The sequence below is a fragment of the Paenibacillus sp. GP183 genome, assembly GCF_900104695.1.
Taxonomy (GTDB): domain Bacteria; phylum Bacillota; class Bacilli; order Paenibacillales; family NBRC-103111; genus Paenibacillus_AI.
In genome coordinates this window covers 5,246,303-5,265,675 of record NZ_FNSW01000001.1, presented here as the reverse complement: position 1 = coordinate 5,265,675, position 19,373 = coordinate 5,246,303, and the positions used below count along the sequence as shown (strand labels likewise).

16 protein-coding genes are annotated in these 19,373 nt (G+C 50.5%); all 16 read right to left on the bottom strand.

Annotated elements, in window-relative coordinates; all coding sequences use genetic code 11:
- Positions 1-37: 37 nt before the first annotated feature.
- Entirely contained in the window at positions 38-1,075 is a 1,038-nt protein-coding gene (locus BLV33_RS25970; RefSeq protein ID WP_253187183.1) for an efflux RND transporter periplasmic adaptor subunit, read from the bottom strand.
- Positions 1,059-1,763: an ABC transporter ATP-binding protein gene (locus tag BLV33_RS25965; protein WP_090798332.1), complete on the bottom strand. Its 705-nt coding sequence runs from the start codon at positions 1,761-1,763 to the stop codon at positions 1,059-1,061. Before BLV33_RS25965 ends, BLV33_RS25970 begins: the two co-directional genes overlap by 17 nt.
- Before the next feature lie 156 nt (positions 1,764-1,919).
- The gene (locus BLV33_RS25960; RefSeq protein ID WP_090798331.1) at positions 1,920-2,894 is read right to left on the bottom strand and encodes a carbohydrate ABC transporter permease; all 975 of its coding nucleotides are present in this window, start codon (positions 2,892-2,894) and stop codon (positions 1,920-1,922) included.
- Positions 2,895-2,912: 18 nt separating this feature from the next.
- On the bottom strand, positions 2,913-3,776 hold the full coding sequence (locus tag BLV33_RS25955; protein WP_090798329.1) for a carbohydrate ABC transporter permease: 864 nt from the start codon (positions 3,774-3,776) through the stop codon (positions 2,913-2,915).
- 2 nt (positions 3,777-3,778) lie between these two features.
- Positions 3,779-6,004: a DUF5696 domain-containing protein gene (locus tag BLV33_RS25950; RefSeq protein WP_090798327.1), complete on the bottom strand. Its 2,226-nt coding sequence runs from the start codon at positions 6,002-6,004 to the stop codon at positions 3,779-3,781.
- Positions 6,005-6,026: 22 nt separating this feature from the next.
- Positions 6,027-6,674, bottom strand: coding sequence for a YIP1 family protein (locus BLV33_RS25945; protein ID WP_171909310.1), 648 nt, complete (start codon positions 6,672-6,674; stop codon positions 6,027-6,029).
- Positions 6,671-8,098, bottom strand: a complete 1,428-nt coding sequence (locus BLV33_RS25940) for a tetratricopeptide repeat protein (protein WP_090798323.1) — start codon at positions 8,096-8,098, stop codon at positions 6,671-6,673. The genes BLV33_RS25945 and BLV33_RS25940 overlap by 4 nt, the downstream gene beginning before the upstream one ends.
- A gap of 11 nt (positions 8,099-8,109) precedes the next feature.
- Positions 8,110-8,973, bottom strand: a complete 864-nt coding sequence (locus tag BLV33_RS25935; protein WP_090798321.1) for a carbohydrate ABC transporter permease — start codon at positions 8,971-8,973, stop codon at positions 8,110-8,112.
- Between the two features lie 14 nt (positions 8,974-8,987).
- Entirely contained in the window at positions 8,988-9,944 is a 957-nt protein-coding gene (locus BLV33_RS25930) for a carbohydrate ABC transporter permease (protein WP_090798319.1), read from the bottom strand.
- A gap of 27 nt (positions 9,945-9,971) precedes the next feature.
- On the bottom strand, positions 9,972-12,926 hold the full coding sequence (locus BLV33_RS25925) for an extracellular solute-binding protein (RefSeq protein ID WP_090798317.1): 2,955 nt from the start codon (positions 12,924-12,926) through the stop codon (positions 9,972-9,974).
- Between the two features lie 40 nt (positions 12,927-12,966).
- Positions 12,967-13,836, bottom strand: a complete 870-nt coding sequence (locus tag BLV33_RS25920; RefSeq protein WP_090798315.1) for a sugar phosphate isomerase/epimerase family protein — start codon at positions 13,834-13,836, stop codon at positions 12,967-12,969.
- A 36-nt stretch (positions 13,837-13,872) separates the two neighbouring features.
- Positions 13,873-14,049 carry a hypothetical protein gene (locus BLV33_RS29035; protein WP_253187182.1) on the bottom strand — a complete coding sequence of 59 codons (177 nt, stop codon included), beginning with the start codon at positions 14,047-14,049 and terminating at the stop codon, positions 13,873-13,875.
- Positions 14,046-14,882 (bottom strand): carbohydrate ABC transporter permease, encoded by an 837-nt coding sequence (locus BLV33_RS25915; RefSeq protein ID WP_090798313.1) that lies wholly within the window; start codon positions 14,880-14,882, stop codon positions 14,046-14,048. The genes BLV33_RS29035 and BLV33_RS25915 overlap by 4 nt, the downstream gene beginning before the upstream one ends.
- Before the next feature lie 16 nt (positions 14,883-14,898).
- Entirely contained in the window at positions 14,899-15,846 is a 948-nt protein-coding gene (locus BLV33_RS25910; protein ID WP_216234869.1) for a carbohydrate ABC transporter permease, read from the bottom strand.
- A 106-nt stretch (positions 15,847-15,952) separates the two neighbouring features.
- Positions 15,953-17,362, bottom strand: coding sequence for an ABC transporter substrate-binding protein (locus tag BLV33_RS25905; RefSeq protein ID WP_090798311.1), 1,410 nt, complete (start codon positions 17,360-17,362; stop codon positions 15,953-15,955).
- 230 nt (positions 17,363-17,592) lie between these two features.
- On the bottom strand, positions 17,593-19,371 hold the full coding sequence (locus BLV33_RS25900; protein WP_171909309.1) for a cache domain-containing sensor histidine kinase: 1,779 nt from the start codon (positions 19,369-19,371) through the stop codon (positions 17,593-17,595).
- Positions 19,372-19,373 lie beyond the last annotated feature (2 nt).

The following is a 19,373-nucleotide window of genomic DNA, read 5'->3' as shown; positions in this document are numbered from 1 at the left end:
GTTTTCCGTAAGGAAAACTGGCATCGTAAGCATAAGCTTAATTATTGATAATCACCTTTTGGCCTTCCTTCAAGCCCCTGCGGATCTCTACTTCAGTTGGAGTTACAAGTCCCTTCTCAACGTCAATCTCTTTACGACTTTCACCTTCAAGTATTTGCACATATTCCCGGCCTATATAAGCACGCAATCCTGCAGGAGGAATGATAAGTACGTCATCTCTATGCTCGGTAATTATCGTAATATCCCCGTAGCTTCCGATTTCGGTTCCTTCTTGCGCCTTATCTATTCCGATAATCAAGGTTTTGGCATTCTTCTCAGCTTGTGTTTTATTAGTTGATAGCGGAGCACTAGATGGAGTTTGCAGCACTTTACCTTTCACTGTGCTATTCTTGAGCTTAACTTCCGCTTCCATACCTACTTGAACAGCTGAAATATCGATACTATTCGTTGCTTGATAGACAAGCTGAACTTGCTTCGGATCAGCAATAGAGATTAAATTGGAGTATGCTGCTACAAGGTCACCTTGATTAATATCAGATATATAAGTCACAACTCCACCTAGGTCAGACTTCAGCTTTGATTTCTCCAGTTGGGTCTGCAAAAGCTCAAGCTGAATTTGGGTCGATTCCATATCGATCATTTTTAGGCGGATGGCCGCTGCATCGTCTGGCTTATCCGTCTTGGCTTGAATGAGGGAGATCTGTGCCTTCTCTACATTTAACCGCTGCATGCGCACCCGTGTTTCCAAGTCGCCTGTATCCAGCTGAGCTAGGATATCACCTGGTTTAACCGTATCGCCAAGCTTCACATTGATCGACAACAGCCGCTGGCCCGACTCTTTGAAATACAAGTTCTGTGTTTTGCTTGAGGCAAATGTTGCCATAAAGGTCAACTTCTTAATAATGCTCCCCCGCTTTACTTCATAAAGCTCGAAATTCTCTTTCACGGGCTTAACTAAGGGCGGCTTCAAGGCGGTCTCTTCTTTAGGAAGCAAGGAACAGCCTGAGACAGCAAAGGCAAGGATGAATGCCGCCAGCAACCCTATCCGTTTTATCCAACTAACCTTCGTCGACAATGATACCATCCTCCAATGCATACACTTGATCCACAATTTCCATAATAGCGGGATCATGCGTAGTCAAGATTATTGTCATTCCTTGCTGCACCAAATCCTTGAATACTTTCAGCACCTGCAGGCCCATTTTGCTGTCCAATTCAGCCGTTGGCTCATCGGCAAGTATGACACTCGGTTTATGGGCAATGGCCCGTGCGATGGCTACCCGTTGCTGCTCGCCGCCGGACATTTCGAAGGGACGATGCTTCATACGGGCTTTCAAGCCCACGAAATCAAGGGCTTCTTCCGCTAATCGGCGATACTCATGAGAAGCTGCACCTGCTATCCTTAATGCGAACTCAACATTTTCATAGGCTGACATATAAGGAACAAGAGCAAGGGATTGAAAGATAAGCCCCATTTTCTTTCGCCGCAGATTATCGCGTTGCTTTTCCGGAAGTTCGGTGATCTCAAGGCCATCCACATAAATAGTCCCTGCTGTTGGACGATCTAACGCTCCAAGCAAATTCAACAGGGTCGTTTTTCCCGATCCCGATCTGCCTCTTAAAGCGACTAACCTTCCTCGCGGGATCGAGAGATGGGCTCCACGCAGAGCATGGACCGCTCCAGCCCCTTTGCCAAATGTTCGCACTATTCCTTTGGCTTGAATTATGGGAGCTTGATCGCTTTCGTAAAGCTTTGCTTCCATCAACCTGCTTCACCCCTTTAGATAAAAAAGCGCATACTCTAAATGTAACCCTTTACATGGCAAAAAAATAGACACTTCTTTGTTCGAAAAGGTGTCTATTTGTTATTTCATACTTGGTAGGCGCGCAACCGATGATTCGTTTGAATGCATCATGCATCATTCCACCAGTCCAGTACGCTCCACGCCCTGGATGAAATACTTTTGCAGGAACAGATAGACGAGCAGCAGCGGAACGATGACCAGGAACGTGGCAGCCATGACGGTCGGCAGACCGAACGTCTCCATCCCATGCGTAGCGGCAGTTTCGTTCAGCGATTGGTACAGTCGCGGAAGCATCATCGGCAGCGTATATTTTTCTTGTGACGTCAAGTAGATGTTAGGCTCGAAGAAGTCGTTCCAGTGCCATACGAGCGACAACAGCACCGTCACGACGATGGCCGGCGTCGTTAGCGGCAAAATAATTTTCCAATACACGCGGAAACTGCCACAGCCGTCGACGCGAGCCGCATCCTCCAGCTCCCATGGCAAATTTCGGAACAGCTGGCGGAAAATAAAAATAAACAGCGCCCCGCGCAAACCATTAGCAAAAAATGCCGGGACGATGATAGGCGCGAACGTATCCATCCAGCCCAATGCCTTATACTGGATAAACAGTGGAATGATCACCGTCTGCGGAGGCACGAGAAGCGAGAACATGGCCAGCATAAACAGCGCTTCGCGCCCCGGAAATTTGATCCGGGCAAAGCCGTACGCGACGAAGGAGCAGGCGAGCACTTGTCCGAAAACGCTGAACAGCGTCGATACCGCCGAATTGTAAAAATGTTCCCAGTACTTGAGGCCGACGAGACCGTAAGCGTAGTTTTGCCAAGCCATGCTCGTCGGAATCCACTTGATCGTGAAGTTGAGCAGGTCGGGCGGCGTTTTTAAGGAAGTCGTAATCATATAGATGAACGGGTAAAGAAATACGAACGACAAGTCGATCAGCAGGCAGTATACGAAGATCCGGTACACGATTCCGAACCAGCGGCTTTTGCTCGTCAACCGGCTTGCGGCTAGCCGCATGAAAAGAGGCATCCTGTCAAATGCCGTTAGCGGTCGCTTCCTTGCTGATATTCCTCCATCGTTGTTCATAGGGTGTCATCTCTCCTTTCACCGTTCCCCGGAATAATAAATGAAGCGTCTGGATGCGGCAAATATGATGGAGATGATCACGAAGATGAGCGCAAAATAGATCCATCCAAGAGCCGCCGCATAGCCGAGCTGAATTTTGACGAATCCGATATCACGAATATACAGCATCATCCGATTCGTCACGTCCGTAAAGGAATCCACCAGCGTATAGACCAAATTGAGCAAAATAACGGGCGATATGAGCGGCAGCGTGATTTTCCAGAACATCTCCCATTCGGTTGCGCCGTCGCATTTGGACGATTCGTACAATGACGGTGAAATGCCCTGCAGCCCTGCCAAAAACAACAAGATTTGCACTCCAGTTTTCCAAAAGATCAGTGTCAAACGGCTGAGCATGTCGAACACGAACTGTGAGAAAGTCGGCCCCATGTAAATGAACGCGGACGCCGGCAAGCCGATTCCGTTGACCAGTGTTTTCTGTCCTACTCCCGCGTATAACAGCTGCTGCAGCACCATGCCGGAACCGATCAGAACCGGGAGGAAGAACGCAGCCCGGAACAAAGCTCGGCCTCTGATCTTATGATTCAGCAAGATGGAAATAAACAATGAGAATACGATGATTAAAGGCGTGTTGATGATCGTATCCTGAATGACGGAGACGAACAGAGGCACGAACTGCGGATCCAGAACGAATGCATTCTGGAAGTTTAACCAGCCGACCGACTTAAACTGGAAGCTCCCTATCCCCTGTACATCGTGGAAGCTTAACCATAGCGAGTAAACGAACGGATATCCCATAAATAACAGAAATCCGATCAGCCACGGGGAAATGTAAACGTAGCCGGCAAGCATCTTTCTTCTCTCCAAACCGATACGCTTCATATTTACCCCTCCTTCGGAAGCACGAAGTAATTTTGTCCGGGAACGGTATGTCCGTCAATCTGGAAGGCGTCATTGTCGTAGTTCACGATAATGCGCGTCCCGTCCTCGTATGTCGTTTGAATCACATTGTCCTTCAGCCTGCGGTGGTCGACCATCGTTTGCGACCAGGTACCGCGGAGCTTATCGTTCATTTCCTTATACTTGCTCACAATGGCGTCGGACCAGCTGCTGTAGCGGGAGCTGAACAGATCGGCGAAGAACGTGTCCTTCAGTTCCTCCGAGTGCTGATAAGTAAGCTGATAAAACGGCATATAGCCGTACTCCACCATTTTCAAAAACTGCACCTGCGGGTCGTGAAACAAATTTTGCGGTCTCCCGGAGTAAGGGATTAAGCCATGGACGACCATTTGGTAGAACGGTACCGTTTCGTCAGTGAAGAAGTACCCGCTGTCCTTCGTCCCCAAGCTGAAAATCCGGTCTGTGTACGGAAGCACGTATGCGTTCCCTCCCGAGGCTGCCGCTCCGCCGAACTGGGCACGGGATTTGCGCATCATCTCCATCCATTCGCCAGCAGTCCCTTCGCGGGTCAGCGGAAAGCTGTCGTTGTAATCAAAGTAATCCATAAACCCGAACGAATCGAATTGAATGCCGGTAACCTGCAGCGGCTTCAAGCTATCGAGATAACCGCTTTGGAAGATCAAATTCCGCTTGCGGGCGTTCAGGAAGAACGTTTGGTTAAAGGGGTCTGTCACTGGAAAATGATTCGCTCCCTTGATGACGTCGTCGCGTACCGAGAAGCTGCCGTTAGAGCCGCCCTTGTACGCGAACACGAAATCATCCGTCAAATACAGACTGCTACCGTTCTCTTTAGCCGAGCGGGAGAGCGCCTCCAGTCCCTTCATGCCTCCTAATTGAGACGCAGCAGGCAGCTCAGATGGCAGGAAGCCGAATCCCTGCTTAGTCCAGCCGAGCAAATTTGCGGATAACGATTCGATTCCCTTGTCGTGCAGATCCTTTATGATTTGGGCGGCTTGCTCGAACGTGGTTGCCGGCAAAAACCGGTCGGATACGATGCGCTGCTGCTTAATCCCCGTCAGCAGGTCGATGCCGAGCGGAATCGGATCGCCTTTCTTCATTCGCGGTATGAGACCTTTTTCTTTCATTAAGTAACTGCGGTACGAAACGGCCATATGGCTGTAATTAGCCTCATTGCCGCCATAGAACAAATAGCGGACCTTGTGGTCCATGCGCAGCAATTTTTTTTCCGCCCGCATCGCCAAGTTTCCGTTCTGTTTTACGGCTTCGTAGGATCTGCGATAGGTGAATTCCGCCGATGTTCGATTCAAGTTGATTAAGTAGCCACTGGGAGCGTAAACGACGGATGAATCGAATTCACCATCCGTAATGATTCCCATGAAAGCATTGTCCTTTACCTTCATGCCGAATACTGGGAAAAACGCATTCTCCGGCCTATTGTAGTCATTGAACAGAATCTGATCCGGGCTGTAAACGCCAGTCCGATAAGGCTCCATATATTGAGGATGATTCGGTTTAAAATAAGATAACGCCCCAGGCCCGTCAGGGTAAAAAGCGTAGCCTTCGATCTCATCGCCTGCCGAACCGAAGAACGGCAGCGGAGAAAGTCTCATGATCGCGTACTTATCCGATTCTTGAACCGATTCCGCAGGCACGCGAACTTCCAAACCGTCGTTCTTCAGCTGAAACTCCATAGTGAAGCTTATCTTGAGCTGCTCCATTTCATAATGTATCGATATCCCGTTCTCGATCGGCTTGGACTCCATCTTCGGCTGCAGTGCGACGGAGTTCGATTCCAGCACTTCCAATGTAGGCGTGTTCGGGTTCGTATAGCTGATATGAAATATCGATTGGCTGTCCGCCTTCCATAAATCATTGCCGTCCACTTTAGCGTCCCTGAGCGGATAGGCAGAACGCCAAACGAACCCGTTTCGCTTATCCTTTAGCTGAATGGCCGAATCCAAGGAACGGAAATACAGCTCAAGCCGGTCCGTCCCCGCAGCTTTAACAAATCCTTCCTCAGGCGCCAGAACGGTAACCGAGGCTGCAACCGCCGCTTCTTGCTTAGCCGCCTTCACTTCGGTTCCCCCGTCTGACAGAGCGGGAAAGTGCTCGCGAATCTGCAAGACGATGATGGCGACAACGGCAAGCACAGCTATCCATAAGCTCCATTTGATCCAATATTTCTTCATTAGTGAGGATGTCCTCCTCCCCTCAGTTGGACATTAAATAACGCACTTCGTTATAAACATCCTTCACGAACATGATGACGTGATTGGTGAGCGCAAAGGTCAAGCCGATCGTCGCCCAGAAAATAATGAGCGCAAACAGGCTCAGCAACGTGACGCCAATCGTTTTCTTGAACGAATAATCGTTCATAACAGCTATATTGATGACGAGCAGCACCCCGACCCACAGCCAGACGATAGAGTTCAGCGTGATGTATACATACAATTCGTCGCGCGTCAGCAGCAGCGTGAGCGCCGCGATCGGCAGAGTAAACAAGATGTAAGGGACCATGGAGTACGATACAGCGAGAAAGACGTTGCTGAAAAAAGACTCGCCGTCCATAATCGAAGTGATCAAATAACAGCATACAGCCCAAGATAGAAGCGGAAAAATGAACCGAATGAATTCCAGTACGATGTTGGCATCCTCGGGCTGCAGGTTGGTCATATGAAACGATGTGATCAGGATAGAGACGACCCGCACGGCGAACGTCAGCAGCAGCAGAATGCAGGCGGACGTGAAGCTTCGAAAACCGCGCAGCTCGCGAAATGCGTCGGCCGGGTGGAATAAGACAGCCAAGGCGATCTCAAGCGGCCGCCGGACGCGCGGCAGTACGGAAGTATACCCGCTCAATAGCCTAACCTCCTTACGATCATATGGGCAAATCCGCGGAGCCTCTTGACAATGAAATAGAGCACATAGAGCATAATCGCGAAGATCAGCACAACCCATCCGAAATGGCTCTTCATATACGCTCGGCGGTATTGCCCGAAGGCGTCGGAATATCCCTCTTGATCCCCGGCCAGCTTGAATTCGGCCATCGATTCCTCCCAACGCTCCTGCTTATAGAGCGCTTTCGCCACTCCGCGGTGCGCGAGTGGATAATTTTCATCGATCTGCAGCACTTCATGCCATGGCTTCAACGCTTCTTCGTACCGTCCGTTGAAGTACAATGCACTGGCCTGGTGGATCAATTCCGAGAAGTGCGTCGGTTCGAACACTTGGATGTTATTGCGGTCCCGGTCGAGCACGAAGATTCGCCCTTGCCGGTCGACCCCGATGCTTGAAGGATATTCGAACGCACCTTTCACATTCCCGTGTCCGCCGAATACGGCGAGCAGTTGGCCCTCCTGGTTGTATTGGTAAATTTTTCTCGAAGTGGCGTCGAGTGCATTGATGATCCCGTATTGATCCACTGTGATGTCGACGAAATACGGCAGCGCGAGCGAGCCGGATTCGATCGACTTTTCTCCGTAAAACGTGTCTTTCTTAAAAATGTTGGTCCCCAGCGCGTTTAATTTTTTAATTTGATCCTTGTCGATGAGCACCGTCGGAGAATAAATGTAGCCCTCCTCATCCATCGTCAAATTCGCGTGCTGGGGCGGTACCGCCTTGCTCAGCTGTTCTTTCTGCTCTGGAGTTGCAAGAAGCCTGATGAGCAGCTGCTGCCAGCTGAATGGAACGTGATTCGCAGCGATATAACCGCGAAACTGATTATTGGCGTCGATCATAATGAAACCATTCGGGTCGTTGCGGTCCAATACGTTCAAATATCCTCGCTTATCGATCAGGACTTTGCTCGGCGAGAAGTTCGCATTTGCCTTCATGAGGGACGTCTTTGGTCGAATGAACTCCTCGACTTTGGCGCCCTTCGGATCGAGGTGGACGATTTTGCCGTTTCCCGTATCTGCTACGAACATGTCGCCCGTATCGTCCACATAAATACCCTCGGGCTTGTTGAATTTCAGCCCCTGTTCTTCCCCAAATGTCCCAAGCACGCGGCCGTTCGGGTCCAGCTTCACGATCCGATTGTTGCCCGTATCGGCCACGTACAAGAGTCCGTTCGAATCGATAAACAAGTCGCTCGCTTTATTTAACGATTTCTTGCCGACATCAATGATCACCTCTCCGACCGTATACGCGAGCGGGATCGGAATCCGGTAACCGTGAAGCGGATCGCGCGTATAGGACATGTCCGGCATCGCGCGAACAGGTTCGCCGGCCTGCAGTAGCAGCAGGACCAGGCACAAGAAACATGCTGAGGCGCGTCGTATCATCGTCTCATCTCCTACGATTTAATGCCGGAATACGCCATCGTATTGATCACCATTTTCTGAAAGGCTAGGAAAATCAAGATCGGCGGCAGCGTCACGAGCAGCGTGCCCGCCGCCACCGCTCCGGACCGGGCAACGACGCCGGGGCCGCCGGCCAGTGTCTGCAGCGCAAGCGGGAGCGTCTTCATCGATTCGCTCGTCGTGAATACAAGCGGCGTAAAATAATCGTTCCAGTTGCCAATGAATGAAAAGATGATCAGCGTGGCCCAAGCCGGGCGGCATACGGGCATGACGACCCGCCAAAAGATGCGCCAATCCGAAGCCCCGTCGATATGAGCCGCTTCAAGAAGCGCATCCGGAATCTGATCGATGAACTGCTTCATCAAAAAAATGTTATAGGCCACTGCCAGCTTCGGCAGCACGAGCGACCAATACGTATCCAGCATCCCTAAGTTGGAAATGACCGTATAGGTCGGGATTTGCGTCACCTGAGGCGTGAACATGAGCGCGGAAATAATGACCGCGAATATGGCGTTTGCCCCGGGCAGACGGTATTTGGACAATACGTAAGCGCCTAAACAGCAGATCACGAGCGTTCCTGCGACGATGGCGGCGGACACGAACACGCTGTTGAAAATGTACCTTGTGAAAGGCACGATCGAAGTGTCCGTCGCCGTCAGCAGGTCGAAAAAGTTGCGCAGAGTTGGCTTCTGCACGAAGAACCTCGGCGGATAGAGAAACAGCTCGTCAAGCGGTTTGAATGCAGTGGAAACCATGTAGACGATCGGCAGAGCAGTGAACGAGACGAGTACCAGGATGCTCAAATACAATAGAATGCGTTTCAACGACGCCAGCTTTCCGGTTCGAATGGTCGGCATACTCGTACTCCTCCTCACTCGTCTTTGGACGAAAACAGTTTCATTGCCAATCTGCCGAGACCGAAGGTCACGATAAACAGCACGACGGCGATGGAGGAAGCGTATCCTAGCTCAAAGCGAATGAATGCGTAATCGTACAAATGGCTGATGATCGTGTGTCCGGCATAGTTAGGGCTCGGCATACCGGACATCGCCACGGCGATATCGAAGACGCCGAACGAAGCCACGATTGCATTAACCGCTCCGAACAGCATTTGCGGTTTCATGTACGGAACGGTAATGTACCACAGCTCCTGAAACTTATTGCGGATTCCGTCAATCGCCCCAGCCTCGTACAGCTCATTGGGGACGTTTTGCAGACCGGCGAGGAAGACGAGAAAGCCGGTTCCCATACTCATCCAAAGCGATACGATAATGACGACCGGAAGGATCGTTTTCGCATTGTCTACCCAGAGCACCGGCTCGCTGATAATGCCCCAGTTGATCAGCCAGTGGTTCAGCATTCCATAGCGGTCGCCTGAGAAAATGTACAGCCAGACGACCGAAAGCGCGATGGAGCTCGTGATGGACGGCACATAAAAGGCGAACGCGAAGACGGATCGTCCTCGCAGCATGTTGATCACCCAAGCGAGAATGAAGGATAGCATATAGCTGACCGGGCCGGTAATGAAGGAGAAGATGAACGTATTTTGAATCGCCTTGATAAAGATGTCGTCGTCCAAAAACAAAATCTTATAATTGGTCAGTCCGATCCAGCGAGCGGGCTGAAGCATATTATAGTAAGTAAAGCTCAGCCGAATGGAATCGAATACGGGAACGACCGTAAACATGATGAACAGGACCAGGAACGGACTAAGGAATAAATAGCCGGTCAACACTTTTTTCCAACGTGGCGACAGCTTCAAGATGCTTCGTACCGGGCGCTGGAGCGCCCGTCGCGCCGGTTGTGCAGTAGAAATGCCGGACTGCATAGCGGTTCTCTCCTCTCCTGCGGCATATTAGGGAGAATTCCCGAATTCTTTCTGTTTCGCTTCCAGTTCTTTGTCGATATCTTTGACTGCTTGCTCCAGCGACTCCCTCACGTTGTCGCCGCTCAGCACAACCCGGTTCCATGCATTGGCGATATGCCTTGCCGTGAAATATCCGCCGGGGACGAACGGCTGCTCCTTGAAATATTTCCAGCCTTCGTTCAGCGCCTTTTGATCCTCCTCGGGCCATGGAAGCTGCGAGAACGCCTCCATGTTCGCCGTGTTCCAGCGAGCCTCTACGCCGAGCAGCGCCTCCAGCTCCCGGCCGAACTGCGCCTGCACTTCCTTGCTGGACCACCATTTCAAAAATTCCCACGCTTGCTGCTGCTTTTTCGACTGCTTAAAGATCACGACCGACTGAACCTGGCCTCCCGCAGTTCGGTCATTCGTACCGTCCGGTTGAACGTGTCCGGGGGCAGCAGCGATTCCCCAGCGTCCCGCCAATTCCGGCGCCGCTGTCGATAAGAGGACGTACGTCCAGTAGCCTGATACGCCGATGGGCATTTCCCCGGTTCGGAAGCGGTTAAAAAGGTCCGCGTAAACCGGAAATTTATAGTTGGTGTACAGCTCTGTCCATTCTTTAAAAGCTTTGTAGGCTTCGGGAGAATTGAGTCCGGAGCTTCGGCCGTCTTTGGTGTAAAATTCACCTTTATTTTGGTACAAAAAAGTGGCAAAGCCAAGCGGCGAACGATCCTGCGGATTGCTCGGCGGGTAATAAAACTGCATGCCGTTCTGCTGCAGCACGGGAATCATCTCGGCCACCTGATCCCATGTTTGCGGGACAGACAACCCAAGCTCCTTGAGAATGTCTTTGCGGTAGATGAGAATGTTGAAGTCCTGCGTCTCTGGTAAGGCATACACCCCATTGTTATATTGGAAGGGCACCATGGCTCCGGAAAGAAACTGCTTCTCAACGCTGTCATAGCCCGGCAGCTTCGACAGGTCGACGGCTGCATCCCGAATCGCGAACTCGAGCGGCAGCTGTTCGCCGACGCCTGTGGCGACATCCGGCGCTCTGCCTGAGCTGGCAGCCAAAAGCAGCGTATTGACCGCCCCAGAGTTCAATTGGCCGGCGGGAAGCGTGTTAATGTTCACTTGGATTCCCGTCTTCTTCGTGAAATCCGATTCGATCATTTCCTTCATGATTTCCGCCCATTCCCGGCCGCGGCCGACCCAAACGTCGAGGGACCCATCTCCGCCTTTATAGATGCTGCCGATGCCGGTGTAATCTTTGCGGAACGAAGCGAAGAAGTTCATCATCGTGCTGCTCATCTTTTGCCATAAGTCTGACTTGGTGCCGGACCATTTCACATCGGGGGCGCTGACTTGGAAATAATCCATGACGAGCGGTTGATTCTGCAGTTCGATGAGCCATGTGCCCAAATTCGTCAGGCTGTTGTTCATATCCTCCAGCTGGCGCGGAATAGCATCCGGTTTCGCGACCATGCGGTCGAACATGTTCTTCATCATCAGCAAGCTGTTCGCGATGCTCGTATCTTTCTGCGAAATGCCGCGCAGCGCGTCGATTTGCTTGCCCAGATCGCCGGCTAACGCCTGAATGTCTTCCAGCAATCCCGGTACGCGCTTATCGAGCTCATATACGTAATTCGGGTCGGGCGTAGGTCCGGTTACCATGATGATCCGGCGGACGATGTCGGAAAGCTTCTTGGAGTCCGCAGTCAGCGATTCGACGATCGGCTGGAATGGTCCGATCTCCGCCACCATCGTGAGCTTGTGCTCTCCCTTTGTCAAATGCACGAGGTACGGCTCATCGGCGCTTTTGCCAAGCGTTTCCATACGCCAATCACGGGAATAAGTAAACGAGTACAGCTCCAGTTCCTTATACGGCGATTTGCCGTCGATCTGAATTTGCCGGTAGGACGAGAGTCCGTTGCCCCACCATTGACCTACTTTGAGGCCGATTTTGTAGAGGCCGTCCTCGGGTACAGTGAAAGACCAGCTCGCCGATTGTCCGCCTTTACGCCAGCGCCAATCGCCGAACACGTTGAGCCGGAATCTCAGCTTGCTTGCAGGCTCTGCCAGCGGATCCCCATTCGATTCGCGGCGGATCGTCGGGTCGGATTTGACCGGATTGTTTTCTGCTTGAACCTTGATATCCGCCTTGCTGACCGGTTTGAGCCCTGCGGCGTCGTAACCGCTCTTTACCGCGGCATATTCCGGTGTTTCCACGGCCGGAGCAAGACGGATTTGACCGAAGGAAATCGGCTCCTGGATGTAACTCATCCGCAGGACATGTTTGCCTTCGCTTAAAGAAAACCGGAAAGGCTCCGCGTACAATCCGTTGCCGTCCGTCAGCGGACTGCTGACCCAAGCTTCCTTCTCGACTTGGCTCGGCCGAATGTCGTCGCCTTGATTGTTTTGCGTAGGCTCCCCTTGATCAGCCCAGATTCGGTAAAAGTATAGGCGTTGAGCTTCGCGGAAAGGGAAATCGCCGTCAATGGTCAACGATCGCTGGATGGGCAGCCGTTTTCCGGGCATTGGATAATAATCGGCAATCATGTTATAAAGTCCGCTTACCGGCACATCAACGGTCCATTCGATCCAATCCATACCTTTCTCCCACACGAGTGTCGGCTTTGAACCGCCTCCTACAACTTGCGAAGAAGGCTTGGCTCCACCATAAGCCGAATAGGAATCGGCCGGGAACGAGATATCTTTCGTGGCTGCCGGACTGGACGCCCCTTTATACTGCCCGGAAACTTGCCGATAACTCGGTTTTAAGACGGAATCCGCATTCAATTGCTCGGAGCCGGCTGTGCTCTTACTGCGATTGCGGTCTCGAAGCCTCTCCGCAGCTTCCGTAGGCTGGACTGCGCCGCCAACCGTCACGCTAAACAGCAAGAGCGTAATCAATGTACTTGCCAGTTTCTTCCAACCTAAATCCTTGGGGATAATGGTTATCAATCATGTTCACCCCGCCTAAATTCATGATTTCCCCAGCCCGTTATCTGAAATACAAAGCCAAATGCTCCGCCGCTTTCACGATACCTTCCCGCTCTTTCTCCTGAGTTCCCCAGAAACGGTGATCCTCGAGCTCGATGCTGACGGCTCCTTGATAGCCCAGACGGTCAAGCCTCACGGCGACTTTACTCCATTCCACCGCGCCGTGTCCGGGAATCGTATACCGCCACGAGCCTTCGGAAAATCCGTACTTCGCTCCGAAGGTAGCCGGCAAAACGCCGCATTCGTACAACTCGTCTGTCAAAATCTCCGTATCTTTCCCGTGACAATGATTGATTCGCTCGCCGAATTCCGTCAATGCCCGCAAATAATCGATCCCGAGCCGCACCAGATGGGAAGGATCATAATTGAGACCGAAATGCTTGGAAGGAATCGCTTCGAACATCGCACGCCACATCTCCGGCGTACATCCGATCGTCGGGTAGTGGGGAGCCGGTCCCGGCCAGCCCTCAATGGCCATGTAAACCCCTTGGCTTTCGGCGTGACGGGCAAGCTCCGGGAAGGTGTCCTTCCAAATCTCAAAGCTCTCTTGACGCGGTGTCGTATGATCCTCGGGCACAAGACACATGAACATGACCTTTGCTCCGAGCGCAGCCATGTCGGTCATCTGCTGCTTGACCGCTTCCGCTGCATTTACCCGGCGCGCTTCATCTTTGCTCAGCAGCGCACCGGTCTGTGCCGCATCGACGGAGCCGATGCCGATTCCCGCCGCATCGAGAACTTGTTTGATTTCCGGATTCAGCTTCGGGATGTCCAGCACATCCAAGCCTGCTCCTGCCGCCCATGCGGCTACTTGCTCTAGTCCTTCAGCGCCGATCTTCGGTGGAATGCGCATTCCAATTTGCACCTTCATGCTTTTCTCTCCCTTTTTGTCGGATTGTCTCTCGGCCTAATAAGGTTTATACCCAGCCGCTTGATAAATCATTTCCGTGAACTTCACGACTTTCAAAGCAAACGAACCCGGCACCTTCACTTCATGGCGCCCGAGGTTCCCATTGATAAGGCTCTTGTCCTGATTCGAAGTGAAGGAGTCGATTTCCACCTGTGCCTGCAGATGCAGTGTCATTTAATGCCCGAGAAAGTGATTCCGCGGATAAAAGCTTTTTGTACGAGGAAGTAGAGCACGATAACCGGGAATGTAATCATGACCAGCGTCGCCATCATCATCTGCCATTCAGCACCGTGTTGTGATTTAAACCCTTGAATGCCGAGCATCAGCGTGTACCTGTTCTCATCCGACAAGTAAATGAGCGGCCCCTGATAGTCCGTCCAGCTGCCCATGAACTGGAAAAGGGCAATCGTAAGCAATGCGGGACGGCAGAGCGGCAGCATGATTTGCCAATAAATCCGGAGCTCCGAAGCGCCGTCGATCCGTGCAGCATCTTCAAGCTCCTTCGGTAATCCCATAAAAAACTGTCGGAGCAGAAAGATAAAGAACGGAGCGCCGAAAAAAGCTGGCAGCCACAGCGGAATATTGGTCCCGACCCAACCGAAATTTTTGAAAGCGATAAAAATTGGAATCATCGTCACCTGGTAGGGCAGCATCATGACGAGGAGCGTAATGGCAAAAAGCGGCTTTGCCCCCTTCCAATGAATTCTGGCTAAGCTATAAGCGACAAGAGGGCAGGAACATAAAACGGCAAAGGTCGAAAGACCCGCAATGGTAAGAGTGTTCCATAAATATTTGAAAAAGGGAATATAGTTGAGAGCGTCGGGATAATTGCTCCACACCTTAACCCTTGGAATCCACACAGGCGGCCATAGAAACAATTCGTTGTTTGCCTTTAAAGATGTGGACACCATCCATAGAAACGGCGATAGAAAAAATGCGCCGACCACAATTAATAAGGCATGGACAAGTACCCTTTGAACGGGTCGAAGTCCGCTGCTGTTTCCCATGGCAACTCCGCCTCCCTTATTCTTTTCCTTGATAATGGACCCAGCGTTTCTGTGAGACGAAGATCAACGCCGTTAAAACGACAACGATCAAGAACAAAATCCATGCCATGGCGGAGGCATATCCCATCTTTAAATAGCCAAAGCCGTTTGTGTATAAATACATCACGTAAAACATCATGGAGTTGGCCGGCGTGCCTTGCCCGTTCGTGAGTGTATATGGCAGAACGAAATTTTGCAGTGCACCGATTGTGCCAATTATCAAGTTGAAGAAGATGACTGGTGTAAGCAGCGGAAGCGTAATGGTCTTCGTGCGCTGCCATGCGCTCGCTCCATCCACCTGGGCTGCATCGTAGAAATCTTGAGGAATATCCTGCAGCCCCGCCAAATAAATGACGACCGCCTGCCCCGTCCCCCATAAGCTCATGAGAATTAACGACGGCTTCGACCAATCTTCGCTGCCGATCCATGGCGGTCCGGAAATGCCGATCTTATCCAGCCAAAAATTCACAAGCCCGAATTGCGGGTTTAGCAGCCATAGCCAAATAATGGTCGTCGCAACGGGTGGAACCAAGCTGGGGATAAAAAACAGCGTTCTGTAAAAGCCCTGCCCGCGAATTTTCAAATTGAGAAATAGAGCCAGTCCGACGCCTATCACAATGCTCAGAGGAACAAATATCACTGTATAGTACAAGGTATTATAAATACTGATCCAGAAGACCTTGTCTTGGAATAGAGTAGCGTAGTTTTTGAATCCTACGAATTCGCCAGGCTCAAGAATGCTGTAGGTGGTTAAGCTGTAGTAAGCCGACATGAATAACGGATATGCGTGAAAAAGAAGCAGACCGACAATCCACGGCAAAGCGAAAACGATGCCGAAAAAGTTGATCTTTTTCTCGAATCTGTTTTTCTTTCTCCTGGCCATATCGACTGAAGCTGCGTTCTTGGCATAAGAAGTTTCCATCATAGGCAATCCCATTACCTCCTTTTACAATTGTGTTTGGGAAAAGAGGGAGGTAGGGCTGATCCCACCGCCCTACCCTCTTAATTTCGACTTGCTGTTCGTGAAAGGATCAGTTGCCCAGCTTCGCCAATTCCGCATCCACATTCTTTTTCACTTCATCAAGGAGTGCCTGTGCGTCTCCCTTGCCGTGAATCGCCAAATCTTGCACGCGCATGGTTTCGCTCCAGAGTAAGGCGCCTACCGGAGTAACGGGTCGAGTGAATGCTGTCGGCATCAGATCCAGGAACACTTTCAGGTTCGGATTGTCGCCCAGCTTCAATTCATCGTTTACCTTCGGCATTGCTGTAATATCGTTACCGGCATTAGGGCGTTTCGCCCAGAGCAATGTGCCTTCCGTATGGGCTACGAATTTAAGGAATTCCGCAGCTTCCTTCTCATGCTTCGAGCCCTTCGGGATGACATAGGACCAGCCACCCGCCCATGTGACAGATTTAAACCCTTCAGCTGCCGGCATCGGAGCAACGCCCCATTCGAAGTTAAGCTTGTATTTCGCCAAATCGTTCAAAATCCAGTTTCCGTCGAACACGAAGCCGACTTTGCCCGTCCAGAACGGATTCATGCCGGTTTGTCCCATGGCGTCGGAGAAGCTCGTCAGGTTGCCGATATCATACTTCTTGGCGTAGTCGGCCATCCAAGCAAGCGATTTAACATTTTGAGGATCATTTGGAGTCAATTTATGGCTGCCATCCTCCCATTTGCCTCCCCAGTTCCACGCTTGCGTATAGAGGAAGCCTTGGTTCATCCACGGAATAAAGCCGATTTGCGAATATTTGTTGTTGCTTCCTTTTTTGTAAATTTTCTCCGCCATTTGATCCAATTCCTGAATGGTTTTCGGCGGTTTGTTCGGATCAAGCCCCGCTTCATTCATGAGCGTCTTGTTGTAGAACATGGCACGGTTGTCTGTGCCCCAAGGCAAGGCGTATACCTTATCTTTATAAACCGCTTCGGCCCAAAGCCCTTTATAATAATCATCCGGAGAGATGCCGTTGCTCTTCACAAAGGATGTTAAATCCGTCAGAGAACCTTTCGCCGCCCAAGAACCGATCAAGAACCGGTCGAACAAAGCGATGTCAGGAGGATTGCCGCCTGCGATGGCGGTCAGCAGTTTATCGGATGCCTGCGTTTGGCCTGTCGTTTCAACAAAAGTCATTTTAACTTTTATGTTAGGAAACTTCTTCTCGAATACGTCGACGACATTCGCTTTGAAATCTTTCTGATAGTCACCGCCCCACGGGAACCAAAAATCGATCGTGACAGGTCCGCCCGAGCTAGTAGTGCCTTTAGGGCTGTCCGTACTTTTGGTATCCGTACTTTTGGCATCCGGACCTTTGCTGCTGGGTGCTGGGGTGTTCGACGAGCCGCAGCCGGCGACCGTTAAAGCCAACGCCAGTGTTGCAGCCAATGGTAGTGCAAGAAGCTTTTTAATATGCCCGCCTGTTCGTTCCTTTCCATTGTTCATAGGTTAACCTCCTCTTTTTGATATGCTCGTTTTCGAGCACAACTTCATTGTATGCGTTTACATATGCATCACGAAAGGAGGCGACTTTTGTTTTTAGTGTGGTATTTTTGTGCATTTTACCGGTAAAGACTTATTATTTCGATATCGATACCCACCGCCCGGTCTGAGTGGATTCTGTATGGCTTTAATCACTGTTTTGATCGTTTGAAACATGACGAATGGATGCGGCGTTATCTTAACGGAACGACCAGCGTGACTTTCGTACCGGCACCTGGAGCACTGTCAATGAAAAGTCCGTATTCAAGGCCATAAGCTAACTTGATATGCGTATTAATATTTCTGAGAGCAAAATTATGTTCCCCGACGACCTCTTCGTTTTCCAGCACTCCCGTCAGCTCCGCCAATTTATCGGATTCGATCCCAACGCCGTCGTCCTCAACTTCGAAATAAAGAATTTGACCTTCGCTTCTCCAACTGATGTCCAATCGACCTCTCCCTTGCTTATTTTCCAACCCGTGATAAATCGCGTTCTCCACCAGCGGCTGGAACACGAATTTCAATACCCGATACTGCAGAATCGTCGGATCGATATGCATATTGACCGTGAATTTGTCCTGATACCTTACCTTTTGGATGGACAAATAACTTTCCAGCAATTCGGTGCTTTCCTGTACGGTAACAAAATCTTTGCCCTCGCTTAAGCTGATCCGAAGATATTTGGACAAACCGAAGATCATCGTGCTGATCTCATCAACCTTATAAATGCGGGAAATCCAATGAATCGAATCCAACGTATTGTACAAAAAATGAGCGTTAATTTGCGACGCCATCATCTTCAATTGGGTTTCTTTCTTCAACAGCTTCTGAATGTAAACTTCGTCGATTAAGTTTTTGATTCTGGTAACCATCGTATTAAAGCTATGGAATAGCATGCCGAATTCGTCGCTTCGCCTATCTATAATCCGTACGTCGAAATCTCCATCTCTCGCTCTTCGCATAGACCGGAGCAGCTTGCTCACAGGCTCGTGCATGTATTTGGCGACCGCAAAAGCAAGAGCGATGGCTACAACGGAAAATCCAATGACGAGATAGACAGTATAGTAACCGATATCCCTCGAATCGCTGACCAACTCTTGGTTCGGTGCCATTCCGACAAGCCTCCACTCGTTTATCTCCGTATTATCGAAGACAGCGATCATTTCCTTGCCATCCATCACATCGGTAAAAACTCCGCTATGCCCGGAAGGAAGCTTCAGCCCGGAAGGTTTCATGAGATGGGAAGCATTGGCATCAGCTACAACCGTGTTGCTTCGATCGACGAGAAGCGTAGTGCCGTGTGCGTGAAAATCGACTTCGGACATTAACTGCTGAATCAGCTCCGGATCAAACTCCATAATCAGCACGCCGATGATCTCATTGACATGATCGAAATTTTTGAGCGCTCTGCCGAGTACAAAGACCGGTTTATTGTCTCCGCCGTTATTTTGATTCATGAAAGAAGGCCGAATTCCATACCATACCACCTGACCGTTCGCATCTTTAATTTGCTTATACCAGTCTTGAGCCTGATCTTCATTATCCGCCGAAGGAAGCTCTGCAAAGCCATTAGAGGAATATCGGTAGGAAGCATTGCCTTCACCCAAAATATAGATGTTCAGCGTGTCGTTCTTGGAGTTGACCAGATTGGATAAGAATCGGGCAATCTGCTGATTGTTAAAAAATTGATCGTAGCTTTCCCGGTATTCTCCGAGAATGCCTCTTTGAATTTCCTTGTAGCCGAACACGATTAAAGACCGGTTGGCGTACTCGTTCAAGATCAAATCGAGACGTCTGTTTGCCTGCTGCACTGTTTGCAATGCGACCTGTGATACTTTGGAACGGATGATTTCATTGGCCTTCTGATAAGAGAGATAACCCATGATCATAATGGAAATAGTCATGCTGATAAAAAAAAGGATAAACAATTTGTACCCCACAGACCGCAATTTTAAATGCGTATGAAGATTCAAGC